General features: G+C 69.2%; 26 protein-coding genes. 15 read left to right on the top strand and 11 right to left on the bottom strand.

Annotated elements, in window-relative coordinates:
• Positions 1-54 precede the first annotated feature (54 nt).
• The 7 genes from thrC to WFM69_RS06625 all read left to right on the top strand — a co-directional run bounded on the left by thrC (position 55) and on the right by WFM69_RS06625 (position 9,263).
• Positions 55-1,458, top strand: a complete 1,404-nt coding sequence (gene thrC, locus WFM69_RS06595; RefSeq protein WP_337002893.1) for a threonine synthase — start codon at positions 55-57, stop codon at positions 1,456-1,458.
• 130 nt (positions 1,459-1,588) lie between these two features.
• Positions 1,589-2,926 (top strand): purine-cytosine permease family protein, encoded by a 1,338-nt coding sequence (locus WFM69_RS06600; protein WP_337002896.1) that lies wholly within the window; start codon positions 1,589-1,591, stop codon positions 2,924-2,926.
• 40 nt (positions 2,927-2,966) lie between these two features.
• Positions 2,967-4,514, top strand: a complete 1,548-nt coding sequence (locus tag WFM69_RS06605; protein ID WP_337002897.1) for a hydantoinase/oxoprolinase family protein — start codon at positions 2,967-2,969, stop codon at positions 4,512-4,514.
• A 1-nt stretch (position 4,515) separates the two neighbouring features.
• Entirely contained in the window at positions 4,516-5,613 is a 1,098-nt protein-coding gene (locus tag WFM69_RS06610; RefSeq protein ID WP_337002899.1) for a DUF917 domain-containing protein, read from the top strand.
• On the top strand, positions 5,610-6,713 hold the full coding sequence (locus tag WFM69_RS06615; protein ID WP_337002901.1) for a DUF917 domain-containing protein: 1,104 nt from the start codon (positions 5,610-5,612) through the stop codon (positions 6,711-6,713). Before WFM69_RS06610 ends, WFM69_RS06615 begins: the two co-directional genes overlap by 4 nt.
• Positions 6,714-6,723: 10 nt before the next feature.
• Positions 6,724-7,752: a DUF917 domain-containing protein gene (locus WFM69_RS06620; protein ID WP_337002904.1), complete on the top strand. Its 1,029-nt coding sequence runs from the start codon at positions 6,724-6,726 to the stop codon at positions 7,750-7,752.
• The gene (locus WFM69_RS06625) at positions 7,749-9,263 is read left to right on the top strand and encodes a PucR family transcriptional regulator (RefSeq protein ID WP_337002906.1); all 1,515 of its coding nucleotides are present in this window, start codon (positions 7,749-7,751) and stop codon (positions 9,261-9,263) included. The genes WFM69_RS06620 and WFM69_RS06625 overlap by 4 nt, the downstream gene beginning before the upstream one ends.
• 12 nt (positions 9,264-9,275) lie before the next feature.
• Here the strand turns inward: WFM69_RS06625 and WFM69_RS06630 are convergent, their stop codons facing one another.
• The 4 genes from WFM69_RS06630 to WFM69_RS06645 form a co-directional block, all read right to left on the bottom strand.
• On the bottom strand, positions 9,276-9,686 hold the full coding sequence (locus WFM69_RS06630) for a VOC family protein (RefSeq protein WP_337002908.1): 411 nt from the start codon (positions 9,684-9,686) through the stop codon (positions 9,276-9,278).
• Positions 9,687-9,780: 94 nt separating this feature from the next.
• Complete coding sequence (locus tag WFM69_RS06635; RefSeq protein ID WP_337002910.1) at positions 9,781-10,047, bottom strand: thioredoxin family protein; 267 nt, start codon at positions 10,045-10,047, stop codon at positions 9,781-9,783.
• Positions 10,048-10,117: 70 nt separating this feature from the next.
• Positions 10,118-10,510: a hypothetical protein gene (locus WFM69_RS06640; protein WP_337002912.1), complete on the bottom strand. Its 393-nt coding sequence runs from the start codon at positions 10,508-10,510 to the stop codon at positions 10,118-10,120.
• Positions 10,511-10,627: 117 nt separating this feature from the next.
• The gene (locus tag WFM69_RS06645) at positions 10,628-11,368 is read right to left on the bottom strand and encodes an SDR family oxidoreductase (RefSeq protein ID WP_337002915.1); all 741 of its coding nucleotides are present in this window, start codon (positions 11,366-11,368) and stop codon (positions 10,628-10,630) included.
• 119 nt (positions 11,369-11,487) lie between these two features.
• Here WFM69_RS06645 and sigJ point away from each other — a divergent pair, with 119 nt between their 5' ends.
• The 4 genes from sigJ to WFM69_RS06665 are packed head-to-tail and all read left to right on the top strand — an operon-like array spanning position 11,488 to position 16,154.
• Complete coding sequence (gene sigJ / locus WFM69_RS06650; protein WP_337002917.1) at positions 11,488-12,369, top strand: RNA polymerase sigma factor SigJ; 882 nt, start codon at positions 11,488-11,490, stop codon at positions 12,367-12,369.
• A 60-nt stretch (positions 12,370-12,429) separates the two neighbouring features.
• Positions 12,430-13,251, top strand: a complete 822-nt coding sequence (locus tag WFM69_RS06655) for a MerR family transcriptional regulator (protein ID WP_337002919.1) — start codon at positions 12,430-12,432, stop codon at positions 13,249-13,251.
• Positions 13,252-13,297: 46 nt separating this feature from the next.
• The gene (locus WFM69_RS06660; protein ID WP_337002921.1) at positions 13,298-14,638 is read left to right on the top strand and encodes a M20/M25/M40 family metallo-hydrolase; all 1,341 of its coding nucleotides are present in this window, start codon (positions 13,298-13,300) and stop codon (positions 14,636-14,638) included.
• A gap of 55 nt (positions 14,639-14,693) precedes the next feature.
• Positions 14,694-16,154, top strand: coding sequence for an MFS transporter (locus WFM69_RS06665; RefSeq protein WP_337002923.1), 1,461 nt, complete (start codon positions 14,694-14,696; stop codon positions 16,152-16,154).
• A 16-nt stretch (positions 16,155-16,170) separates the two neighbouring features.
• On the opposite strand, the gene WFM69_RS06670 is transcribed toward WFM69_RS06665, so the two are convergent.
• The 4 genes from WFM69_RS06670 to WFM69_RS06685 form a co-directional block, all read right to left on the bottom strand.
• Positions 16,171-16,515, bottom strand: a complete 345-nt coding sequence (locus tag WFM69_RS06670) for a hypothetical protein (RefSeq protein ID WP_337002925.1) — start codon at positions 16,513-16,515, stop codon at positions 16,171-16,173.
• A gap of 161 nt (positions 16,516-16,676) precedes the next feature.
• On the bottom strand, positions 16,677-17,846 hold the full coding sequence (locus WFM69_RS06675) for an RtcB family protein (protein WP_337002927.1): 1,170 nt from the start codon (positions 17,844-17,846) through the stop codon (positions 16,677-16,679).
• Positions 17,847-18,116: 270 nt separating this feature from the next.
• Positions 18,117-18,521: a VOC family protein gene (locus WFM69_RS06680; protein ID WP_337002929.1), complete on the bottom strand. Its 405-nt coding sequence runs from the start codon at positions 18,519-18,521 to the stop codon at positions 18,117-18,119.
• 33 nt (positions 18,522-18,554) lie between these two features.
• Positions 18,555-19,322 (bottom strand): siderophore-interacting protein, encoded by a 768-nt coding sequence (locus tag WFM69_RS06685; RefSeq protein WP_337002931.1) that lies wholly within the window; start codon positions 19,320-19,322, stop codon positions 18,555-18,557.
• 100 nt (positions 19,323-19,422) lie between these two features.
• On the opposite strand from WFM69_RS06685, the gene WFM69_RS06690 reads away from it, so the two are divergent.
• The 4 genes from WFM69_RS06690 to WFM69_RS06705 are packed head-to-tail and all read left to right on the top strand — an operon-like array spanning position 19,423 to position 23,242.
• Positions 19,423-20,418, top strand: a complete 996-nt coding sequence (locus tag WFM69_RS06690) for a siderophore ABC transporter substrate-binding protein (RefSeq protein ID WP_337002933.1) — start codon at positions 19,423-19,425, stop codon at positions 20,416-20,418.
• Between the two features lie 49 nt (positions 20,419-20,467).
• Positions 20,468-21,454, top strand: a complete 987-nt coding sequence (locus WFM69_RS06695) for an ABC transporter permease (RefSeq protein ID WP_337002935.1) — start codon at positions 20,468-20,470, stop codon at positions 21,452-21,454.
• 7 nt (positions 21,455-21,461) lie between these two features.
• Positions 21,462-22,490, top strand: a complete 1,029-nt coding sequence (locus WFM69_RS06700; protein WP_337003052.1) for an iron chelate uptake ABC transporter family permease subunit — start codon at positions 21,462-21,464, stop codon at positions 22,488-22,490.
• The gene (locus tag WFM69_RS06705) at positions 22,487-23,242 is read left to right on the top strand and encodes an iron ABC transporter ATP-binding protein (protein WP_337002937.1); all 756 of its coding nucleotides are present in this window, start codon (positions 22,487-22,489) and stop codon (positions 23,240-23,242) included. Before WFM69_RS06700 ends, WFM69_RS06705 begins: the two co-directional genes overlap by 4 nt.
• Before the next feature lie 24 nt (positions 23,243-23,266).
• On the opposite strand, the gene WFM69_RS06710 is transcribed toward WFM69_RS06705, so the two are convergent.
• The 3 genes from WFM69_RS06710 to WFM69_RS06720 are packed head-to-tail and all read right to left on the bottom strand — an operon-like array spanning position 23,267 to position 25,191.
• Positions 23,267-23,464: a hypothetical protein gene (locus WFM69_RS06710; RefSeq protein WP_337002939.1), complete on the bottom strand. Its 198-nt coding sequence runs from the start codon at positions 23,462-23,464 to the stop codon at positions 23,267-23,269.
• Between the two features lie 22 nt (positions 23,465-23,486).
• Positions 23,487-24,446: a DNA-3-methyladenine glycosylase family protein gene (locus WFM69_RS06715; protein ID WP_337002941.1), complete on the bottom strand. Its 960-nt coding sequence runs from the start codon at positions 24,444-24,446 to the stop codon at positions 23,487-23,489.
• Positions 24,447-24,489: 43 nt separating this feature from the next.
• Positions 24,490-25,191: a winged helix-turn-helix domain-containing protein gene (locus tag WFM69_RS06720; protein ID WP_337002943.1), complete on the bottom strand. Its 702-nt coding sequence runs from the start codon at positions 25,189-25,191 to the stop codon at positions 24,490-24,492.
• Positions 25,192-25,425: the final 234 nt, after the last annotated feature.

A 25,425-nucleotide genomic window follows, 5' to 3' on the forward strand; every position in this document is an offset into this window, starting at 1 on the left:
CCGCGGAACACCCTGCGAGAATGGACGTGCCGAGTCCCGAGCCGAGGAGCCAACGTGCAGTTCATCTCCACCCGCGGCGGCATGCAGCCGCAGTCGTTCAGCGAGACGCTGTTGGAGGGCCTCGCGCCCGACGGCGGACTGGCGGTGCCCGAGTCCATGCCGAGCGTGGACGGCGAGACGCTCGAACGTTGGCGGGCGCTCACCTACCCGCAGCTCGCGACCGAGGTGCTGGGCCTGTTCGCCACCGACATCCCGCGTGCCGACCTGGCGCGGATGACGACCGCCGCATACGCCGACTTCCCCGACGGTGTCGTGCCGTTGCGCGCGATCGACGACGATCTGACGCTGGTTGGGCTCTCCGAGGGCCCGACGCTCGCGTTCAAGGACATGGCGATGCAGTTCCTCGGGCAGGTGCTCGAGTACACGCTGGAGCGCAACGACCAGGTGCTCAACATCCTCGGCGCCACCTCGGGCGACACCGGATCGGCCGCCGAGCACGCCCTGCGCGGCAAGGAGCGCGTGGCCGTGTTCATGCTGTCGCCGCAGGGGCGCATGAGCGCGTTCCAGCGCGCGCAGATGTTCTCGCTCGACGATGCGAACGTGCACAACATCGCGGTCGAGGGTGTCTTCGACGACTGCCAGAACCTCGTGAAGAAGCTCGCCGGAGATCTCGACTTCAAGCGGGCCCAGCACCTGGGCGCGGTCAACTCGATCAACCTCGCGCGCATCACGGCGCAGACCGTCTATTACTTCTGGGCCTGGCTGCGGGCGACGGATGCGGGCGGCTGGACCGAGCTGTCGTTCACGGTGCCCTCGGGCAACTTCGGTAACATCCTCTCCGGTTTCTTCGCGAAGCAGATGGGGCTGCCGATCCGCCGCCTCGTGCTCGCTGCGAACGAGAACAACGTGCTGGACGAGTTCTTCCGCACCGGTGTCTACCGTCCCCGCAGCGCCGCGCAGACGCTCGCGACCTCGAGCCCGTCGATGGACATCTCGAAGGCGTCGAACCTCGAGCGCTTCATCTTCGAGCTGGTCGACCGCGATCCGGCTCGCGTCGTGGGGGCCTGGGACGACCTGGAGGCGCGGGGATACTTCGACTTCTCGGCCGAGCAGGAGCGCTTCCTCGAGGAGTTCGGCATCGTCAGCGGCACCTCGACGCATGAGGACCGGCTGGCGACGATCCGCGCGGTGTACGAGACGACGGGCGAGGTGATCGACCCGCACACGGCCGACGGTGTCAAGGTGGCCCGCGAGTACGTGGAGCCCGGGGTGCCGATGCTCGTGCTGGAGACCGCGAAGCCGGAGAAGTTCGCCGAGACGATCCACGAGGCGATCGGCGTGGAGCTGGGCTATGCGCCCGAGCTGCAGGAGATGCTCGACGCTCCGCAGCACGTGACCGAGATGGCCGACGACGAGCGGGCGCTCCGCTCCTTCATCGAGACGAACGCGCTGCGCTGAGCGCGTCGGGGTGCGGTGTGCGATCTGCACATCCATGAGTGATACTCGTGCGTAATGCACATGTCGGGTGGGGAAGCGGCGTCGCTACTGTGGCGCACAACCCGTTCCCTCCTCCTCCCGAAGGATCCTCATGGCACGCACGGCGCACCCAGACGACTTCGCGCTCTCCCGAGTGACTCCCGAGGCCCGCAAACCCTGGTTCGGAATCGCAGTGCAGCGATTCGGGCAGGTCTCGGCCCTCTCGCAGTTCCTCCTCGGCGCGACCCTCGGCTACAGCATGACGTTCGGCGAGGCCGTCCTCGCCTTCCTGTTCGGCTCGCTCATCCTCGAGGTGATCATGTGCGTGGTCGGCTTCATCGGCCAGCGCGAAGGCCTCAACACCGCCCTCCTCGCCCGCTGGACCGGCTTCGGCGAGATCGGCGCCTCGCTGGTCGGACTCGCGATCGGCATCAGCCTCATCGGCTGGTTCGGCATCCAGTCCGCGATCTCGGCGCAGTCGCTCGACGCCCTCATGCCCGGCGCGCTGCCGGTATGGGCGTGGAGCCTCATCTTCGGCCTCGCCGTCACCGCGATCGTGGCATTCGGCTTCGTCGGCATGCAGTGGCTCGCCAACATCACGGTTCCGCTGTTCCTCATCCTCGTCGGCTGGTCGGTCATCTCCGAGCTCACCCGCCACGACATCGGCGAGCTGCTCACCGGACCGGCTCCCGGACCCACCATGAGCGTCTGGGCCGGGACCGGCATCGTCGCGGGTGGCCTCATCGTCGGCGCGATCATCACCGGCGACATGACCCGCTTCAACCGGTCGCGTGCCGACGTCATCAAGCAGACCGTCGTCGGCGTCTCGCTCGGAGAGTTCGTGATCGGCCTCGCCGGCGTGCTCCTCGCCCACGCGGCGGCCTCGGGAGACATCGTCGCGATCGTCACCTCCTCGGTGGGCTTCATCGGCCTGTTCATCGTGCTCACCGGCACGCTGAAGATCAACGACTGGAACCTCTACTCCTCCACGCTCGGCCTGGTGAACTTCATCTCCACGGCGTTCGGGAAGAACCTGCACCGCGTCACCACGACGATCGTGCTGGGCGTCGTCGGGTCCGTGCTCGCGGCGGTGGGCATCCTCGGCCAGTTCACCGAGTTCCTGATCGTGCTGAGCGTCGCATTCCCGCCGATCGCCGGAATCATGGTCGCGGAGTACTACATCGTGCGGCGCTGGCGCCCCGACCTCGACGCCACGCGCGAGGCGGGCACCCTGCCCGCGAGCGCACCGCGCATCGTGCCCGCCACGATCGTCGTGTGGCTGGTCTCCGCGCTCGTCGGCTACTTCGTGACATGGGGCATCCCGTCGCTGATCAGCCTCTTCCTCTCCATGGTGCTGTACATCGTGGCGGGCAAGCTCGGCTGGGTGCGCGGCGTCGGCGTCGCTACCACGCGGCAGGCGACCCCGGTCGAAGAAGCAGCCACGGCCTGACCGGCCCGAGACAGACAAGAACGACAGGAAAGCGAGAATCATGCACATCGGCATCGACGTCGGCGGCACGAACACCGACGCAGTCCTCATGGACGGCACCCGCACTCTGGCGGGGGTGAAGCACTCGACCACGCCCGACGTCACCAGCGGCATCATCCAGGCGATCGAGGACCTTCGGGCCGGACACGCCTTCGAGGGCGCCGACATCGATGCCGTCATGATCGGCACGACGCACTTCATCAACGCGCTCGTGCAGGCCAGCCGGCTCGCCCCTGTCGCCGCCCTCCGCCTCGGACTCCCCGCGACCCGGGCGCTGCCGCCGCTGATCGACTGGCCCGACGTGCTCGTGGATGCGACGCAGGCGCGCAGTTACCTCGCGCACGGCGGCTACGAGTTCGACGGGCGGCCGATCTCGCCGCTCGACCCGGACGAGATCCGCGCACACGCTGAGGACATGAAGGCGCACGGCATCCGCTCGGTCGCCATCTCGTCGGTCTTCAGCCCCGTCAACCACGACCTCGAGGTGCGGGCGGCGGAGATCGTCGCCGAGGTGCTGGGTGAGGATGCCGCCATCTCGCTGTCACACGAGATCGGACGCATCGGCCTGCTGGAGCGCGAGAACGCGACGATCATCAACGCGGCACTGCGCGAACTCGCATCCGAGATCGTCGACGGGCTCACCTCGGCCGTGCGCGCGCAGGGCATCGAGGCGCCGATCTTCCTCAGCCAGAACGACGGCACGCTCATGGACGAGGAGTACGTGCGCCGTTACCCGGTCGCCACGTTCGCGTCGGGCCCGACCAACTCGATGCGCGGTGCCGCGGCGACCAGCGGGCTCGACGACTGCGCCGTGATCGACGTGGGGGGCACGACCGCCGACATCGGCCTGCTGATCAACGGATTCCCGCGGGAGACGGCGAACGAGGTCAAGGTCGCCGGCATCCGCACGAACTTCCGGATGCCCGACGTGCTCTCGCTCGGCATCGGCGGCGGCAGCATCGTCGACGAGGAGACCGCCGAGGTCGGGCCGGCGTCGGTCGGATACAAGCTCACCACGGAGGCATTGGTCTTCGGCGGTTCGACCCTGACCGCCACCGACATCGCAGTGGCTGCCGGGCGTGCGCAGGTCGGCGATGCCAGCAAGGTCGCCCACCTCGACCCCGCGTTCGTGGAGCGGGTGCTGGCCCGCATCGCCGAGCGCGTGTCCGAGGCCGTCGACCGCATGCGCACCTCGCCCGAACCCATCGCGGTGGTCGCGGTCGGCGGCGGATCCATCCTTCTCCCCGACGAGCTGCCCCTGTTCGGCAGGGTGCACCGCCCCGAGAACTACGCGGTCGCGAACGCGATCGGCGCATCGATCGCGCAGGTCGGCGGCGAGATCGACAAGGTCTACGCGATCGAGCCCGGGCGTCGTGAGGAGACTCTGGCCGAGGTGCGTGCAGAGGCCGTGGACAAGGCGATCGCGGCGGGCGCCAAGCCCTCGACCGTGTCGATCATCGACTTCGACGAGGTGCCGATCCCGTACCTCCCCGGCAACGCGACGCGCATCCGCGTCAAGGCGGTCGGCGACCTCGACATGGGGGCGTGACATGAGCTGGATCATCACTCCCGCGCACATCGACGGTCTCGCCCGCGGTGCCGCGGTGCTCGGCACCGGCGGCGGAGGAGACCCCTACATCGGCGCACTCCTCGCCCGGCAGGCGCTGACCGCCGGAGACGTCACGGTCGTCAGCCTGGACGAGCTTCCTGACGACGCCTTGGTGCTGACCGTCGCGATGATGGGTGCCCCGACCGTCATGGTCGAGAAGCTGCCGAGCCTCGACGAGGTCATCGAGCCGGTCAAGGCGCTGGGCATCCACCTGGGCCGCCCGGTCACGCACATCGCCTGCGCAGAGGTCGGCGGAGTCAACTCGACCATTCCGATCGCCGCCGCCGCCGCGCTCGGGCTGCCCCTGCTCGACGCCGACGGCATGGGGCGAGCATTCCCCGAACTGCAGATGGTGCTCCCGACCCTGTACGGCGTGACCGCCTCACCCCTCGCCTTCAGTGACGAGAAGGGCAACACCGGTGTGCTGCAGACCGCCGACAACTCCTGGACCGAGCGCATCGCCCGGGTCGCGTGCGTCGAGATGGGCTGCTCGGTCATGATCTCCGGCTTCTCGATGTCCGGCTCCGCCGCGCGCGAGTCGCTCGTCTCCGGCTCCCTGTCCCGCTGCATCGAGATCGGGCAGCAGATCGCCACCGCGCGCGACGCGAAGACCGACCCGGTCGACGCGGTCGTCGCGCTGCTGGGCGGACGTGAGCTGTTCGACGGCAAGGTCGTCGACGTGCACCGGGCCACCACGACGGGCTTCGCGCGCGGACGTGCCCGCATCGACGGCGAGGGTGGGACGACGCTGACCCTGCAGTTCCAGAACGAGCATCTGGTGGCCGAGGCCGATGGTGCGGTCCTCGCGACCACGCCCGACCTGATCATGGTGCTCGACGGCGAATCAGGCGAGCCGATCACCACGGAAGGCCTGCGCTACGGACAGCGGGTGCGGGTCATCGCCGCTCCCGCCGACGAACGCTGGCACTCCGCGGCGGCGCTCGCGATGGTCGGCCCCGGCTACTTCGGCTACGACATGCCGGCGCACCGCTTCGACGGCAGCATCTCCGCTCCCGTGGCGACCGAGGCCGCGGCATGAGCTGGCAGCTCACCGCCGCCGACCTCCCCGACCTCGCCCGCGGCGCGACCCTGCTCGGCACCGGCGGGGGCGGCGACCCGTACATCGGCAAGATGCTGGTCGAGCGGGTGCTGGGGGACGGGAGCATCACGATCCTCGACCCCGACGAGCTCGCGGACGACCTGTTCGTGATCCCGACAGCGCAGATGGGCGCGCCCACCGTGATGGTCGAGAAGATCCCCGCCGGCACCGAGCCCACCCTCGCCCTGCGCACCCTCGAAGAGCACCTCGGGCGGAAGGCCGACGCCACGATGCCGATCGAGTGCGGCGGCATCAACTCGATGATCCCCCTCATCGTGGCTGCCGAGACCGGGCTTCCGGTGGTGGACGCCGACGGCATGGGCCGTGCCTTCCCCGAGCTGTCGATGGAGACCTTCGCGGTGTACGGCGTGCACGGGTCACCGCTCGCGCTCGCCGGAGAACGCGGCGAGAAGGTCGTGATCGACACGGGAGACGACGACCGGCAGATGGAATGGCTCGCCCGCGGCATCACGATCCGTCTCGGCGGCGTCGGCCACATCGCGGAGTATGCCATGACCGGTGCCGACGTGCGACGCACGGCCGTTCCCCGCACGATCTCCATGGCGCTCGCGCTGGGACGCGCCATCCGGCGCGCTCGGGAAGAGCACCGCTCGCCGTTCGAGGCGATCGCACAGACGCTCTCGACCACGCTGTACCCGCACCTCCGCGAGCTCTGCGTGGGCAAGGTCATCGACGTCGAACGGCGCACGACCGAGGGCTTCGCGAAGGGCCGCGCCGTGATCGCCCCGCTCGGTGCCGACGAGGGCGACACCTTCGAGATCGCGTTCCAGAACGAGAACCTCGTCGCCCACCGCCGAGGCGTGCTCATGGCGATCGTGCCGGATCTGATCTGCGTGGTCGACCATGAGACCGCCGAGCCGATCACCACCGAAGGGCTCCGCTACGGGCAGCGCGTGCGGGTGTTGGGCATCTCCACTCCGGAGATGATGCGCACCCCCGACGCGCTCGCCGCCTTCGGGCCGTCCGCGTTCGGGCTGACCGAGGCGTTCGTCCCGGTCGAGGAGCTGGCCGCGCCATAGGCTGGTTCCCATGGAGCTCGCGCGGGACGACCTGGAGGCGCTCGCCCGCGGGTACGCGCTGCTCGGGTCGGGCGGCGGCGGCGCGACGACGATGCTGGAGCTCATGCTAGGGAGCGCCGATCAGTGGCCGATCGACGTCGCCCCGGTCGCCTCGCTCGACCCGACGACCCCGTGCCTCGGTGTCGCCTTCGTCGGGTCGACCATGCTGCTGGGGGAGCGGATGCCGGGGGCGGAACCGTTCGCTGCCCTGCTCGCCGCCGTCGAGCGATGGCTGGGGCATCCCGTTCCCGCTGTCTGCTCGCTGGAGGGCGGCGGCATGAACGGGCTCTCCCCGCTGACGCTCGCCGCCACGCACACGGTCATCGATGCCGACTGCACGGGCCGCGCCGTGCCGGGGCTCGACCAGATGTCGCTGTTCGTCGACCGCGTGCCGGGTCTGGTGTTCGCGTGCGAGACGGGCGCCGGCGGCGTCGCGCTGGTCGAGGCCACCAGGGCGATCGACGCGGAGCGGGTCGTGCGCTCCGCGGTGATCCAGGCGGGCGGGGTCGGATGCGTCGTGCTGGCCGGGTTCACGGTCGGCGACCTCCGCGAGCATGCGATCGAAGGACACCTCGCCCGGGCGCTCGAACTGGGACGTGCCTTCCTGGCTTCGGCTGCGGCACCGCTGCCGGTGCTCGCACAGGCGCTCGGCGGTGAACTGCTCGCCGAGGGGCGGATCGCGTCGGTGACGACCTCCACGGCCGACGCGCACGTGAACGCTGTCGAGATCGCGGGACAGGATGGTTCGGTGCACCGCGTGATCACGAGATCCGAGACGCTGGCTGTGCTCACGGACGGGCGGCTCATGGCCTCGGCGCCGACCATCATCGTGGTGGTCGATGCGGTGTCCCGCGAGATCCTCGAGGTGACCGACCTGGGACTCGCCCGGAACGTGGCGGTCATCGCACTGCCCGCCCCGGAGTGGTGGAACGCCCGCCCCGAGCGACGCGCACGCGTCGTACCGTCCGCCTACGGGCTCGACGATCTGGACGCCGCATGAGCGAGCGGCTGCCCCTGAGCGCACTCCTCGCCCACGCCGAGAACGGCGGCCTGCACCTGGTCGCCGGTCCCGCGGACGTCGGATGGGAGGGGGTGACGATCGAGGCCGGCGAGAGCGACCTGCCGACCGACGGCGACGGACGCCTCGCGATCCTCACCACCGGTGCGCCACCGACGACCTGGCAGCAGGACGCGATGCTCCGGCGGGTCCGCGACCGCGGGTTCACGGGCCTCGCGCTGCCCGGTGCCGGCGCTGTCGACGCGGGTGCGTTCCGGCTCGCCGACCGCATCGGTCTGACGCTGCTCGACGTGACGCGTCCTGTCCAGCTGGCGAAGGCGTGCTGGATGCTCATCGAGGCGCGCGATGCGCTGACCCTCAATCGCGTGCGCAAGGTGGCACAGTCGTTCGAGTACGCCGCCGACGATCTCGGCGATCTGCTCGGACACCTCGCGGCGAACCTCGGTGCTGGCGTCGCCCTCGTCGACGCCAGCGGAGTGCTCCAAGAGGCGGGCGGGCACCTGACTCCGGAACTGCACGCGGCGATCGGATTCGAGTCGTGGATCGACGGCGCCCGCGTGGGAGAGGGGGCGGCCGCCTCCGTGCGCGTCGACAGCCCCGGGCGCAGCGGTCTGCGTCTCGTGCTCTTCGGTCAGGGGCTCGGCGAGGCGCAGCTGCAGTCGCTCACGGTGGCCGCCGAGGTTGCGATGCCAGCCGTGGCCGCGCGGATCCTCATCGACGAGGTCGCGGCGGTCAACGATGTCGCCGCGTCCTCCGGACTGCTCCGGGATTTCATCGACCTGCGCGGTGCCGCCGACGCCGAGGTGGCGCGGCGGATGGCGGAGCGCGGGTGGCGGACGGGTGGGCATCACATCGGCTTCCGCATGGTCGCCCGTGGCCGGGTCGACCCCTTCTCGCTCCTGCGCTCGATCAGCGGTGGCCTGGTCGCGATCGATGCCGAGGCACACGCGACGACGGCGGGACGGGGCATCAGCGGGTGGCTGTCGTTCCCCGAGGCGCCGGGTCCGGATCACGTCGAACGGGCGGTCGCGGCGCTGCGCGAGCTGCATCTCGGCGCGATGCGGGACTTCGCGATCGCGACCGGCGTCGGCTCGCTGCAGGGCGGGGCCGAGGGATTGGCGACGACGCTCGATGAAGCGGGCGACGCCGCACGCATCGCCGCCGCCCGATCCGCCACCGGGTGGTTCGTGCGTGTCGACAGCCTCGGCTTGGAACAGCTCCTGCTCGCATGGACGGGCAACGACACGTTCGTGCCAGCTGCGGAGTCCCTGCTCGCTCCGCTGCAGGAGGGCGGAGGGGAGCTCCTCACCACGCTGTCGGCGTACCTCGATCACGAGTCAGGGATCGCCGCGACCGCGACCGCACTCGGCCTCCACCGCAACACGGTCGCCGTGCGCATCCGCCGCGTGCAGGAGCTGCTCGGCATCGACATGAGCGATCCCGAGGCTCGACTCGCGCTGCATCTCGCGTGTCGCGCCGTGCTGCCCCGCTGATTCGCGGGCGCGTCACTCCGGGTCGCCGTGCAGCATCCAGGCGATACCGAACCGGTCGACGAGCATGCCGAACGTCCCGCCCCACGGGGGAACGTCGAGCGGCATGGTCACGGTCGCTCCCTGGGACAGCTTGTCCCATGCGGCCTGCGTGGCCTGCTGGGTGTTGCCGCTGAGCGACACCGATATCCCCTGTGGCTTCTCGTAGGTCATGCCGTCCGGGGTGTCCGATGCCATCAGCACGAGCCCTTCCGGTGTGGTCAGCTGCGCGTGCATGACGAGGTTCTTCTGGCTCGGATCCTGCACCATGTCGGGAAAGTCGCCGAACACGCTGATGTCGAGCTCGCCGCCGAGGACGCTCTGATAGAACTCCATCGCTTCGCGGGCTTCGGTGCGGAAGGAGAGATAGGGGTTGAGTGCAGGCATGAGGACTCCGTGATCGTGTGGACGGTGTCGCGGCCGGCACCGCTGACGCTCAGTCTGCGCCGTGCGACGGGTGCCCGCAAGAGGGGCAGCGGCCTCAGGCCGGGAGCGCTCGGACTGCGGCGGTGAGCACCTGCGGGACGGTGGGCACTCCTACCGCACGGAACACCTCGGCGCCGCTCGCATCGCGGATGATCACGGTGGGCGTGGCATCGATGTCGAGCATCTCGGCAGCATCCGGATCCTGTGCCACGTCGATCTCGGTGAGGGTGGCATCCGGGAGCCATCGCGCGGCGTCGGCGAGCACCGCGCGGGTGCGCGCGCACGCGCCGCAGAACGACGACGACACCAGGGTCAGCTCCACGCGCACCTCCTCGGATCCATCACGTTCCCCGAGAGACAACCATCCCCGGGGTCGACGTGTTCCCCCGGGGTCAGCCGCGGTCGAGCCCGAACGTGTGCTTCACCAGGGCCTGCACGTCGCGATCGAGCCCGTCGATGCGGGAGTCGACCGCGTCGATCCGGGTGTTCACCGCGTCGAATCGTGCATCCACGGCCTCGAACCGGTGGATCATCTCGCGCCGCAGTCCGCCGACTTCGGTCTCCACCGCACCGATCCTGGCGTGGACGCCCTCGATCTGAGCGTGGACGCCCACGATCTTGGCACCCACCCCGCCGATCTCGGTCCTCACTCCACCGATCTTGGCCTCCACACCGCCGATCTCGGCGCGGAGCACGCGGACAAAGAGCGTCGAGACGATGGTGAGAGTGCCGAGCATCATGGCCATGGAGGAGGCGATCATCGTCCAGGTCTGTGCTTCGGTCACACTGATCACACTCTCATTCTCGTCGGATGATTCCATCCTGCCAAGGGCACGAGGCCGCGTGCGGCGAATGGGGATGACCCCAATTCAGAGGTGTCTGTGGAGGAGGAGAGTGCACTGCTACCGGGTCGAGAGCCACTCCGTGAAGGTCTGTGTCCCGAGGTCGGCGTCGGGGCCGGGGAGTGCGAGACCTGCCCGCATCCCAGCCATCTGCGGCCCCGGCACGTTCACCGCGGGAACCCATCCGCGGTAGCCCTCGCGGCGCGCGAACGCTCGGACCATGTCGGCCAGCTGCTCCTCGCGCGGGCCGGCCAGATCGCGCACGCGCCCCTGCGGTTCGCTCGCGGCGAGGTCGGCCAGCCGTGCTCCGATCTCGCGCGCCGCCACCGGCTGGGTGCGCGCGTTCGGGGCGACGTGCAACGGACCGAGCTTCGCGCGCTCGAACATCTGCCCCGCGAACTCGTGGAACTGCGTCGCCCGCAGGATCGTCCACGGCACTCTCGAGGCCTCGATCACCTTCTCCTGCGCGATCTTGCCCGCGTAGTAGTCGTAGGGGATGCGGTCGATACCCACGATCGACAACAGCACGACGTGCGCGACTCCCGCATCCGCTGCCGCGGCGATGAGATTCCCTGTCGCCGCCGTGAAGAACTCGATCGCCGTACTCGCCTTGAGAGTCTCCACGCTCGCGACATCGATCACGGCGTCCACGCCCTCGAGTGCCGCGTCCAGCCCCCGAGCGGTCACCAGGTCGACGCCCTGGGATCGACTGAGCACGACGACATCGTTCCCGGCCGCTCGCACGGCCTCGACCGTGTGCCGGCCGACGACTCCCGTTCCCCCTGCGACTGCGATTCTCATGCGTGCTCCCTCGTCTCGGTTCATCCTTCTCCTTCTTCGACGACGGAGGGCACCGAAACGTGAGGTCCGGCGCGACACCGATGCGAACGGGTGCGCGATCGGGGTGGAGGATGGAGGCGATGGATGACCTCGATGTGCGGGAAGCCGAACGGCGCTCGCTGCTCGCCCTCGCTTACCGCATGCTCGGCACCGTTGCCGATGCCGAAGACGCGGTGCAGGAGACGTACGTGCGGTGGTATCGGATGCCCCAGCATGAGCGGGCCGACATCCTGAACCCGGCTGCATGGCTGACCCGCGTCGCCGGACGCATCTGTCTGGACATGCTGGGGTCGGCGCGGGCCCGCCGCGAGCACTACGTCGGACCGTGGCTCCCGGAGCCTCTGCCGCGCGACTCGCCCTTCGCCGCCTCGGCGTCCCTGGATCCGCTCGATCGGGTGACCCTCGACGACACGGTCGGCATGGCGCTCCTGGTGGTGCTGGAATCGCTGACCCCCGCCGAACGCGTGGCGTTCGTGCTGCACGATGTCTTCGGCGTGCCGTTCGCCGAGATCGCCGAGACGGTCGGCCGGAGTCCGGAGGCGGTTCGACAGCTCGCCTCGCAGGGTCGCCGCCGCACGCGGGAACGACGGGCGGGCATCGCCAGTCGGGAGCAGCACGACGCGGTCGCGCGGGCGTTCCTCGACGCCGCGGCGACCGGTGAGCTCGACCGCCTGATCGCGCTTCTCGACCCCGATGTGGTGCTCGTCTCCGATGGCGGCGGGAAGAAGTCCGCCGCGCTGCGACCGGTCCGCGGGGCCGACCGCGTCGCCCGGTTCCTCCGGGGCATTGCCGACAAGAACCCGGACGCGCAGGTGACGCTGGTACCCGCCGCCGACGGTCTCGTCGTGCTCGCCACACTCGATGGCACGGCAGATGCCGTGTTCTCGTTCGTCGTGAGGGATGGGCGAATCGCCGAGGTCCTCGCCATGCGCAACCCGGAGAAGCTCACGCAATGGGGGTGATCGTGACGCTGGTTCGGCTGCGCTTGACCTTGTCCCGAGGGCAGAGAGCATCGTGAGACTGTGAGCCACCCCACCGACCTCCTCAGCATCGGCCCGTTCTCCGAGGCCGCGTTGCTCTCTCCCAAGGCCCTGCGCCTGTACGAGAAGCGCGGACTCCTGGTGCCGGCCGCGGTCGACCCCGACAACGGGTACCGCTTCTATCGGGTCGAGCAGGCGAGGGTGGGACGGCTCATCTCCCTGCTGCGCACGGCGGGCATGAGTCTCGATGCGATCCAGGAGGTGCTCGTGTCGTCCGATGGCGACGCGCTCGCCGTCTTGGATGCGTTCCAGGCGCAGGTCCGGTCGTCGGCAGCGTCGACCGCCACGCTCCTGGATCAGGCGCGCGGCCACTTCCGAGGATCCACCATGAACACCACCGCCCCCACCTCCACCATCCGACCAGAGCAATCCGTGCTGAGCACACTCGTGACGACCTACGTCGGCGACCTCGACCGGAGCATCCGCGACGCCTACGAGACGCTGTGCGCGGTCGCCGCCGAGCGAGGCCTCACCGTCACCGGCGATCCCTTCGGCATCTTCCACGCCCCGATCACGCCGGAGAGCGACGGACCGATCGAGGTGTGTCTTCCGGTCGATCGCATCGTCGGAGGCACACCCGACGCCATCCGCAGTCAGCGGCTGACCGGCGGTGCCGTCGTGGAAGTGCTCGTCGAGGGCGAGGACACCGCCTTCCCCGCGATCCTGGCCGCGTATGACCGCGGGTGCGAATGGATCGACGACCGCGGCGCGACCAGGGTGGGTCCTCCCCGCGAGATCTGGCACGTGCTCCCGTGGGACGAGGGGCAGCCTGCGCGGATGACGGTGGTGTGGCCGTACGCCTAGCCATGCGACCCGGGCCGAGGCTCCTCCGTTCGGTACGATGACGACTGTGACCCCCACGACCGTGCGCCCCGGCATCGCCGAGCGGCTTTCGCAGATGATTCGCATCCCGACGGTATCCGCCGAGCTCGACGAGCGTGGGCCCGCGCCGTTCGAGGAGTTCGTGGCGCTGATCGTCGAGCTCTACCCTTTGGTGCACGAGAAGCTGCGACTCGAACGTCACACCGACTTCGGGCTGCTGTTCCACTGGGCGGGGAGTGGTCAGGCATCCGATGGGCCGGTCGTGCTGATGGCGCACTACGACGTCGTGCCCGTCGACGAGAGCGATGCCTGGACGCACCCGCCGTTCGCCGGAGTGATCGCCGACGGCTCGGTGTACGGGCGCGGTGCGCTCGACGACAAGGGGCCGCTGATCGTGGTGCTCGAGGCTGTCGAGAATCTGCTCGCCGACGGATTCGTTCCCCCGCGCGACGTGTACCTCTCGTTCGGTGGGAACGAGGAGACGTACGGGAAGGCGGCCGAGGAGATCGCCCGGGTGCTGGGTGCCCGCGGCGTCGTGCCGTGGCTCGTCGTCGACGAGGGAGGCGCTGTGGTCGACGCGCCGCTTCCGTTCGTACCCGGCCGCGCCGCGATGATCGGCGTCGGCGAGAAGGGCGTCATGACGCTGAAGCTGTCGGCGCGCGGCGACGGCGGTCATGCCTCGGCGCCGCCGTCGCTCACCGCCGTGCGACGCATCGCGCGGGCGGTCGACCGTCTCGGCCCGACGTCCTTCCGGCCTCGCGCCTCGAAGGCGATCCTGCGGATGCTGTCGCAGCTCGCCGCGCAGACGCCGGGTCCGGCTCGCCACCTGTTGCGGCTGCTGGGCTCGGCGCCGCTGTTGACCGCGCAGGTCTTCGCGGCGCTCGGCGGCGAGCCGGCGGCGTTGGTGCGCACGACGGTCGCGCCCACGATGCAGTCCGGCGGCACGGCGGCGAATGTGCTGCCGTCGCAGGCGTCCGCGACCGTCAACATCCGGATCGCGCTGGGGGAGACGACGCAGCGGACTGTGTTCCGGGTGCGCCGTCGCATCCGCGATCCACTCGTCACCGTCGAGGTCGTTGAGGCCAGCGAACCGTCGCCGGAGTCGCCGACCGACAACGCCCAGTTCGCCCTGCTCGCCGAGGCGCTCGCCGTGTCGCACCCCGGTGTGCCCGCGGTCCCCTACGTGATGATGGCGGCGACCGACTCGCGCCACTTCCACCGCTTCTCGCCGGCGGTGTACCGTTTCGCTCCGCTGGACATGTCGAACGCCCAGCGGGCATCGATCCATGGTGTCGACGAGAGCGTCGAGATCGCCGCGCTGGAGCGTGGGGAGCGATTCCATCGCACCCTCCTCGAACGGCTAGGGTGATCTCACCCGTCTCCCGCTTCGTGGGGGAGAGACCGCACGAGAAGCAGGAGACGCGATGACGCGCACCCGCACACTGGGCACCCTCGCCGTCGTCGTCGGCTTCCTCGCCTTCGTCGAGTTCACGAGCGGCGTGCTCCAGGGCTACTACACGCCGATGCTCAGCGACATCGCCCGCCACCTGGGCATCCACGACGCCGATGTGAACTGGCTCGAGGGCACGCAGCTGATGCTCTCGGCCCTCGTCGTGCCGGCTTTCGCGAAGCTCGGCGACATGGTCGGTCACAAGCGGATGCTGCTCATCTCCACCGCCGTCACCGCGGCGGCGGCCCTGGTGCTGCCGTTCACCGACTCCTTCCCGGTGTTTCTCGCGGCGTGGGCGCTGATGGGCTTCTACGTGGTCTGGCTCCCGCTCGAGATCGCACTGATCTGGTCGCGCTCGCGACGGATGGAGGGGCGGTCGTCGATCACGGCCAAGGCCGCCGGTCTCCTGGTCGCCGCCTTGGAGGGTGGCGCGATCATCGGCGCCCTCGTCGGTGGCGCGCTCATCGACGTGCTGCCGCTGACGATCGTGCTGCTGGTCCCGGCCGTGCTCATCGTGGTGTGCTTCTTCGTGATCCTGTTCGGGGTCAAGGAGTCGCCCGAGCCGACCGGCGGCATCTTCGACACGGTCGGTCTCGTGCTGATCTCGCTGGCGCTGGTCTGCTTCACCGGTGGGCTCAGCCTGCTGCGCCTCGAGGGTGGTCTGGTGAACCCGTGGTCCTGGGCGGTCGTGGTCCTCGGTGTGCTGCTCGTGATCCCGTTCGTGCTCTGGGAGCTGCGCTGCGCGGATCCGCTCATCGATGTGCGCATGTTCCGCTCGCCCGCACTCGGTCCCGTCTTCCTCACCGCCGGACTCTTCGGCGTCAGTGTGCTCGGTGCGCAGGCTCCCCTGTCGACGTTCGCCCGCACCGATCCGTCGGTGTACGGCTACGGCCTGGGCACCACCGGGTTCGCCACCTCGCTGATCATCGGCGTCTATCTGATCGCCATGATCACGGGTGCGCTCCTGTTCCCGACGGTCGCCCGGTGGGTCACGCCGCGAGTGACGTTGATGGGGGCCTCCGTGCTCGTCGGCATCGGGTTCCTGCTGTTCCTGCCGTTCCACGACGCGTACACGCAGGTCATCACGAACATGGTGATCGTGGGGCTCGGGTCGGGTGCACTGGTCGCGGCCCTGCCGGCCGCTGCGGCTTCGGCCGCTCCTTCGACGCAGACCGGTGTCGCGACGGGACTCACGAACTCCGTGAAGACGGTCGGGGGTGCGATCGCTTCGTGCGTGTTCGGCATCGCCTTGTTGCACGGTGTGACGAGCGCGGCCGGTGGCGCCGAGGGAACGGCGGGCTCGCTCGCCGGCTACTTCACGGTGTGGATCGTCTGCGGTGTGACGGCACTCGCTGCGGCCGTGATCCTCGTGTTCGTCCCGAAGACCGCGTTCACCGACCGGTCGGTCGAGACGGAGGCCGCGCCGGCGATCTGACGCGTGGGCGATCGCCTCACGAGTCGCGCTCGAGGCCGAAGGTCCGCGTCACGAGCGCCTGCACGCCGCGGTCGAGGCCGTCGATGCGGTGGTTCATGGTGTCGAATCGGGCGTTCATCTCACCGCGGAGTCCGCCGATCTCACCGCGGAGTCCGTTCATCTCGCCCCGGAGTCCGCCGATCTCACCGTCGATGCGCGCGTTGACCGCGTCGAAGCGTCCGTTCATCTCGCCCCGGAGTCCGCCGATCTCACTGCGCAGGACACGGACGAACATCGTGGAAATCACGGTCAGCGTTCCGAACATCAGGGCCGTGAACGCGCCGATCATCGTCCAGATCTGTGCCGTGTCCACGTGTTCCATCTCCTCATCGTCGCATCGGAGCCCTCAGCCTGCCAGCATCCTGGTTCCGCCTCGGACCTTGCCCGCGGGGTCGGTGGAATGGGATCGCTCACGCCCCGGTGTGGAGGAACGCTCGCGCGAATCGGAGTCCGGGCGGCGATCTCTCGCCGCCCGGACTCTGCTCAGTCGCCCTTCACGTTGACGAGCTGTCGCAGCGTGTGCCGGATGGACACGAGGCTCGCGGCATCCGCCATCACCTGGTCGATCGGCTTGTACGCCTGCGGGATCTCGTCGATGAAGGCGTCCGTGTCACGGAACTCGATGCCCGACATCGCCGCCCGCAGCTGGTCGTGCGTGAAAGTGCGTCGTGCGGCAGACCGAGAGTACTCCCGTCCGGCACCGTGCGGGGAGGAGTTCAGCGACTGCGGGTCGCCGAGTCCCTCCACCACGTACGAGGCGGTGCCCATCGAGCCGGGGATGAGTCCCGGTCGTCCGGCGTCGGCCTGGATGGCACCCTTCCGCGATACCCACACCTGCTTGCCGTAGTGCTTCTCGGATTCGGTGAAGTTGTGGTGGCAGTTGATGCGCTCCTGCTCGTCGACCGTGGTGCCGAGGAACTCGGACACCTGCCGTGCGACCCGGTCCATCATCTCCTCCCGGTTCAGCAGGGCGAAGTGCTGGGCCCACCGCAGTTCCCGGATGTACCGGGTGAATTCCGGAGTGCCCTCGACCAGGTAGGCCAGGTCGGGGTCGGGGAGGTCGATCCACCACTGCGTGCACAGCCGCTGAGCAACCGCGATGTGGTGACCCGCGATCCTGTTGCCGACGCCCCGGGAGCCCGAGTGCAGGAACAGCCAGACCCGGTCGAGCTCGTCGACCGACACCTCGATGAAGTGGTTGCCCGAGCCGAGCGTGCCCAGCTGCAGGCGCCAGTTCCCGGCGTACTGCGCAGGGTCGAACCCGTTCTTCTCGGCCAGCGCCTCGAGCGCGGCGATCCGCGGCTCGGCCGTCGTGACGACCTTGCGGTTGTACCGTCCTGCGGACAGCGGGATCGCCCGTTCGATCTGGCCCCGGAGGTCGGCGAGGTCGCGGCCGTCGAGGTCCCCCTTCGTGAACTGGGTGCGGACGGCGATCATGCCGCAGCCGATGTCGACACCGACGGCGGCGGGGATGATCGCGCCGAGCGTGGGGATGACGGAGCCGACCGTCGCCCCCTTGCCGAGGTGTGCATCCGGCATCAGTGCCAGGTGCGGGTGGATGAACGGCATGCGTGCGGTGGTGTGCGCCTGCGCGAGTGTCTTCTCGTCGATCAGCGATGCCCACGACAGCAGCCGTGCGGAGAGCCTCTCCATGATTCCTTTCCTTGTGATGGTGTCCAGTCACAGGTGCGGGTGCTCATGAAAAAAGCCCCGGACCTGTCGGTACGGGGCGTGGCGAGAGCGGATGCTGTCACACGGCGCGTGCCGGAGGGTACGACTCGTAGCGGTCATTGCGCTTCTGCTGAAACTGCAATGCCGCTCCGATGGGAAGGTTCCGCTGCGCGGTCATCCGTCGTCTCCTCGGCTGAAATGCTGCGCCGATCGGCACAGCTTTACGACCTTAGGGTGCGACACGCCCGGGAGTCAAGCCGCCTCGCGGGGCGGGTTGTACATGAACTCGACGCGGATGCCGTCGGCGTCCTCGACAAACGAGGCGTAGTAGCGCGCGGAGTACCGCGGGTACTCCTTGGGGTCGCGGACGGCGGTCCACCCGGCGTCCATCGCCACCGCGTGCAGGCGGTCGACCTCGTCGCGGGTGGGCACGGCGAAGGCGATGTGCTGCCAGCCGATGCGTCCGTGCCGGTGCGGGGCCGACTCCTCGTCCCACGTGTAGAGGATGATCTCGGTCTCGTCGCCGTTGTTCCAGGAGATCGAGTGGTCGTTCTCGCCGCCGCTCTGGTAGCCCAAAGCTGTCAGCACGGGGTGGAACTGCGCGCGGCTGCGCTCGAGGTCGTCGACGGTGATGCCCAGGTGATCGAGGAGTGCCATGCGGTCAGTCTTCCAGGGGCCGCCGACGTCGCACTAGTGCGGCGCGTGGTACTCGGCCTCGCCGCGTTTCCAGTAGCCCTTCACGACGGCGTTCGCGGTGTCGACGCCCCAGCGTTCGAGCAGTGCGCGGCCGGGCTTGACGATCGCCTGCTCGGCGGCGATGAAGACGAACGGATCGACGCCCACGGCATCTTCGGCAGTCAGGTCGTCGAGGAACGCGATGAGGGAGGAGCCGGAGGGGGCATCGCCGCGGTGCAGCCACTCGATCTCAACCGGCGCCTCGATGTCGAACTCCCGGCCCTCGTTCACGGTCTCGATCACGATACGTGCCGGGGTGCCCTCGGGGATCAGCGCCGCGAAACGACGGATCGCGGGGATGGCCGTCTCGTCGCCGACCAGCAGCCACGACCCGGGTTCGCCCTCCAGCACCGCCGATCCGCGGGGGCCGCCCACCCCGATCGGGGAGCCGAGCGGGGCGGTCGCGGCCCAGGGTGCGGCGATGCCCTGGTCGCCGTGCACGGCGAACTCGACGTCGAGCCAGTCGTCGCCCCAGGCGAGCGGCGTGTACTCGCGGCTCGGGGAGGCGCGCAGCTCCTCGACGGACTCCGTGGGCCCGACGGGGAAGAACAACCGCATGTGGTCGTCGGAGCCGGGGGAATCGAAGCCGGCCAGGTCGGTGCCGCTCAGCCGCACGCGCACGAAATCGGGGGCGAGCCACTCCCGCGCGGTGAGCGTGACATTGCGGAAGCGCAGCTCGAGGCCGCGACGTTCGAGGGAGAAGCCGGATTTCGTATCGCTCATAAAGTAAGGCTAACCTAAACTGGCCGAGGTGAGGGCATCCTCACTCCGGCAGCCCGGCGCCCTTGTGTGCGCGACCATTCCGCAGAACAGGAGTCTCTCCATGTCCGTGCCCAGAACCCTCACCGCCACGAGCGCAGCGCTCGTCGGCCTGCTCGCCCTCGCCGGCTGCGCCTCCGGCGCCACGGCGGAACCGGACAAGACCGAACCCGCCGCCGCCACCGTCACGATCGAGGACAACACCGGCACGAAGGAGATCGCGACCCCTCCCACGTCCGTCGTCGCGCTCGACAACCGCACCTTCCAGACGCTCTCCGACTGGGGTGTCGAGCTCTCCGCCGGCGCCGTCGCCCTCATGCCGGACACCGTGTCGTACGTGAAGGACGACTCCATCGTCGACATCGGACTGCACAGCGAGCCGAACCTCGAGGCCGTCGTCGCCGTCGAGCCCGACCTCATCATCAGCGGCCAGCGGTTCACCCAGCACAACACCGCCATCGCCGACCTCGTCCCCGACGCCACGATCATCGACCTCGAACCCCGTGAGGGTGAGCCCTTCGATGCCGAGCTGAAGCGCCAGGTCACCGCTCTCGGCGAGATCTTCGGCAAGCAGGACGAGGCGAAGAAGCTCGTCGACGACTTCGATGCCGCCGTCGAGCGAGCCAAGGCCGCCTACGACACCGCCGACACCGTCATGGCCGTGAACACCTCGGGCGGCGAGATCGGCTACCTCGCGCCGACCGTGGGTCGCTCGCTCGGACCGATCTACGACATCCTGGGCCTCACTCCGGCGCTCGAGGTCGATGACGCCACCGACGACCACCAGGGCGACGAGATCTCCGTCGAGGCGATCGCCGCGTCCAACCCCGACTGGATCCTCGTGCTCGACCGCGACGCCGTGTTCGCCGCGGACACCCCCGACTACGTGCAGGCCGCGGAGATCCTGGAGAGCTCGGAGGCGCTTGCCGGCGTCACCGCCGTGAAGGAGAAGCAGCTCGTCTACATGCCGACCGACACCTACCTCAACGAGGGCATCCAGACGTACACCACGTTCCTCAACGACCTCGCCGACGCCCTCGAGAAGAGCGCGAAGAACTGAAGGTCCGGCGGCGGCATCCGGGCGCACCGGGTGCCGCCGCTCCGTCATCATGGTCTCCACAGGTATCGCCTCGCCGCCTCGCCATGCCGGGCGGCTGTTCGACGTGAAGCTGCTCATCGGCGTGCTCGTCGTCGCCGTGCTCCTCGTCATCTCGCTGTTCACCGGGGTGTACGACATCGCCGGCGCCGAAGATGGCGCGCAGATGTTCCAGATCACGCGCATCCCCCGCACGATCGCTCTCGTGCTCGCCGGCGCCTCCATGGCGATGGCCGGGCTCGTGATGCAGCTGCTCACACAGAACCGTTTCGTCGAGCCGACCACCACCGGGACCACCGAGTGGGCAGGACTCGGACTGCTCGCCGTCATGATCCTCGTCCCGCAGCCGTCGCTCCCGCTGCGCATGGCCGGCGCCGTCCTCGCGGCGTTCGTCGGCACCATGGTCTTCTTCGCGTTCCTCCGTCGCGTCGCGCTCAAGTCGTCGCTGATCGTCCCGATCGTCGGCATCATGCTGGGAGCGGTCGTCGGCGCGCTCTCGACCTATCTCGCACTCGTCACCAACTCCCTCCAGATCATCGGGGTCTGGTTCGCGGGGAGCTTCACCTCGGTCATGCGCGGCCAGTACGAGATGCTGTGGATCGTCGCGCTCATCGGGGTGATCGTCTTCATCGTCGCCGACCGGTTGACCATCGCCGGCCTCGGCGAAGAAGTCGCCACGAACGTCGGGGTGAACTACAACCGCATCATCCTGCTCGGCACGGTGCTGATCGCCGTCACCACGGGCGTCGTCACGGTCGTCGTCGGCAACCTCCCCTTCCTCGGGCTCATCGTGCCGAACCTCGTGTCGATGGTGCGCGGTGACGACCTGCGCAGCAACCTGCCCTGGGTGTGCCTGCTCGGCATCGCGATCGTCACGGTGTGCGACATCATCGGGCGCACGATCATCATGCCGTTCGAGGTGCCGGTGTCGCTGATCCTCGGCGTCGTCGGCGCGGTGGTCTTCGTGCTCCTCCTGCTGAGGCAGCGTCGACGTGGCTAGTGGTGTGATGCACGGCGTCACGACCGCCGGCCCGATGCGCTCGGCGGGATCCTTCACGAGCCCGCGTGCACGACGCCGTTACCTGATCGTGCTCGGCCTCCTCCTCGTCCTCGCGGTCGGCGCGGGCTTCGGCCTGCTCGCCTGGGGCAATCCGATGCCCGTCGGCTCGGCCGGGTTCTGGCGTATCGCCCAGCACCGCGCGACCGATGTCACGGTCATGGCGCTCGTCGCGGTCGCACAGGCGGTGGCCACCGTGAGCTTCCAGACGGTCACCAACAACCGCATCATCACACCGTCGATCATGGGCTTCGAGTCGCTGTACCGCGTGGTGCAGACCTCGACCGTGTACCTGTTCGGAGTCGCCGGGCTCGTGGCCATCCAGGGCATCGGCCAGTTCGCGATCCAGGTGGCGATCATGGTCGGTCTCGCGGTCGCGCTGTACGGATGGCTGCTCTCGGGGCGGTACGGCAACCTGCAGATCATGCTCCTCGTAGGCATCGTGATCGGCGGTGGACTCGGTGCTGTCGCGACGTTCATGCAGCGGCTGCTCACTCCCAGTGAGTTCGACGTGCTCGCCGCACGCCTCTTCGGCAACGTGTCGAACGCCGACGCCTCGTACCTCCCGCTGGCGATACCGCTCGTGGTCGCGGCATCCGCGCTGCTGTGGCTCCGCGCCCGTCGACTCAATCTGATGGCCCTCGGCCCCGACGCGGCGCGGTCGCTCGGGCTCGACCATCGCCGCGAGCTGTTCATCGTGTTGTTCCTCGTCGCCGTGCTCATGGCGACCTCGACCGCACTGGTCGGCCCGATGACGTTCCTCGGGTTCCTGGTGGCGACGCTCGCCTACCAGTTCGCGGACACGCACGATCATCGGCTGATCTTCCCGGTCGCGGTGCTCACCGCCTTCACGATCCTCGCCGGCGCGTACTTCGTGATGAGGAACGTCTTCTATGCGCAGGGCATGGTGTCGATCCTGATCGAGCTGGTCGGCGGCACCGTGTTCCTCATCGTCATCCTCAGAAAGGGCAGACTGTGATCGCACTCGACGGCGTCCGCCGGGACTACAGCAGCGAGGTCGCGATCGGCCCCGTCGACCTCGAGATCCCCGCCGGTGGCATCACCGCACTGATCGGCCCCAATGGCGCGGGCAAGTCGACACTTCTCACGATGATCGGGCGTCTGAGCGGCATGGACGCCGGCGCGATCGAGATCGCCGGACTCGACGTGGCCTCCACGAAGTCGAAGGACCTCGCGAAGGTGGTGTCGATCCTGCGCCAGGAGAACCATTTCGTCACGCGGCTCACGGTGCGCCAGTTGGTCGGCTTCGGGCGCTTCCCGCACTCGAAGGGGCGCCTGAACCGGGCGGATGAGGAGATCATCAGTCAGGCGATCGACTTCCTCGACCTCGGCGCGCTGGAGGGGCGCTATCTGGATGAGCTGTCCGGCGGCCAGCGCCAGCGCGCCTATGTCGCGATGGTGCTCGCGCAGGACACCGAGTTCGTGCTGCTGGACGAGCCGCTGAACAACCTCGACATGCGTCACGCGGTGCAGATGATGAAGCATCTGCGGAGGGCTGCGGAGGAGCTCGGACGCACGATCGTGATCGTGCTGCATGACATCAACTTCGCAGGGCATTACGCCGACCACATCTGCGCGATGAAGGACGGTGCGGTGGTCGAGTTCGGCTCGCCGGACGCGATCATGACCGACGACGTGCTCAGCCGGGTCTTCGATACCCCGGTGCGGGTGGTCGACGGGCCGTCGGGACCGCTCGCCGTGTACTACTGAGCCCTGCTGTCGGCCTGGTCCGGCTCAGAGCTCGATGCCGTGGTCCTCGTCGTTGACGCCGGCGTTGTTGCCCCGGCGTGATTCGTAGCCGAGGAACCAGCCCAGCCACACGATCGCCGCGAGCAGCACGCCGAGCCAGACGTTCTGGAAGATCAGTCCGATCACGACACCGACGATCAGCAGGCCGACGGTGATGGAGATGCGCAGCGCGAGACGGGACATGGCCTCAGCTTAGAGGGCGTGCTCAGCGGTCGCGATGGTTCTCCGGCGCGAGACGAGGGCCGCGACGCGGCTCCTGCACTCCGCTCGCACGGATCAATCGGATGACTCGCTGTCGCTGCCCCGCCCACGGCGCGAGGAGCTCGAGCATCCCGGCATCGTCGGTGCGCTTGCCGGTGAGCGCGAAGCCGACCTCATGGGCGAGGTGGTAGTCGCCGACGCTCACGGCATCCGTATCGCCGAGGGCACGGGCTCGTGTCTCCGCAGATGTCCAGGCGCCGACGCCCGGGAGGCTCGTGAGCACGCGGTCGCGATCGTCTCCGGTGATCGCCGTGTGCACGGCGCGGGCGATGCGGTCGCCGCGTTCGGCTGCACGCACGATGGTGCGCGATTGCGACGGCTCCACCCCGGCGCGATGCCACGCCCACGAGGGGATGCGGAGCCACTGCTCGGCGGTCGGTGTGACGAACATGGGCCGCGGAGTCGGCCCGGGGGCGCGCTCGCCGAAACGGGATACGAGCCAGCGCCATGCGCCGAACGCCTGCATGCCGGTGACCTTCTGCTCGATGATCGCGCCGGCGAGGGCGTCGAAGACCTCGTCGGTGCGGGTGAGCCGCAGTCCCGGGTGGCGTCGGGCGGAGTCGGCGACGAGCGGATGCCGCGAGGCGTCGAAGTCGGTGTGTTCGTCGCGCGCTCCGCACAGGGCGGGCACGCGTTCGAGGGCGGCGTCGGATCCGGGACCCCATGCCGTGGCTCTCACCTCACCACCGGTCATGCGCAGCGCGAGGGTCGCCGGCCCGAGCGGGGTGCGCATCGCCCGCCAGATGACGGCACCGTCGATCACGGTCGTCGGATCGGTGCCTCCGCGGCGCAGGATTCCGACCGTGCGGTGGAGATCGAGGTCGTGCAGGGGGCGGTACGCCATCTCCCTTGCAGCGCCCGCGCGGGCGGCATCGGCCGCGGCGGAGTGCGCTGTCAGGGTCATGCGCCCACCCTACGCGCAGGTCCTGACACGGACCTGCGGCCGCTCAGAAGCGGTCGGGCGAGGGGGTGCCGTGGCCGTAGCGGATGACGACGTCGGCGTGCCGGTCGAAGCGGTAGCCGATGCCGCGCACCGTGCGGACGATGTCCTCGTAGCGGCCGAGCTTCGCGCGCAGACGACGCACGTGCACGTCGATCGTGCGCTCGCCGGGCGTCTCGTCGTCCTGGGCCTGCCAGAGGGCCGAGACGAGTTCGCTGCGCTCGATGGTGCGGCCCTCGCGGAGCACGAGGTACTGCAGCAGCTCGAACTCCTTGTACGTGAATGCGGCGGACTCGCCGTCGATGAGAACGCGCTTGCGGGAGATGTCGACGGTCACGCCGCGGTCCGCGTCCACCGTGTCCTCTTCCGCGGCGGCCTTCGTGCGGGCGATCGCTCCCGGCTCCTGCAGGGCGAGGCGGACGACGTCGAGGTCGCGTCCACCGGACCCGTGCGGGGCGAGGGCGACCGTGGCATGCGTCTCGGCACCCGGCGCCAGCTCGGCGAGGGTGCGGCGCAGTGCGTCGACGAGAAGCGGGAGGCTGACGCCGGCTTCGGCTGCCTTGATCTCGTCGAGTCCGACGTAGAGGGCGAAGCCGCGCGGCGAGCGGACGGCGGGAAGGTCGGCTCCGGCGGTGGAGAGGGGCGCTGCGGTCTCCGGCTGCGTGCGGACGGCGGTGGCGGGACGCTCGAGAAGTGCGGTGTTCGACATGATGATGAAGTCCTCAGGACGTGAGCCCGAATCGAGCGGGGCTCTGATGCGTTGCATGAATGACCGGCGGAGCCGGGAAGCGAGCAAGGGTGGATGCTCGGAGACACCGTCCTCGCAGATGGCGAGGGATCAGGTCAGGCGGGGTGGCTGTTCGTTCAGCGACACATTCGGCAACACATGCCAACGCGACCGGGCATCATCATCCCGGCAGTCCTGTTCGCCTCCTGGGCGGAC

This window comes from Microbacterium sp. LB12 (genome assembly GCF_037150835.1).
Taxonomy (GTDB): Bacteria; Actinomycetota; Actinomycetes; order Actinomycetales; family Microbacteriaceae; genus Microbacterium.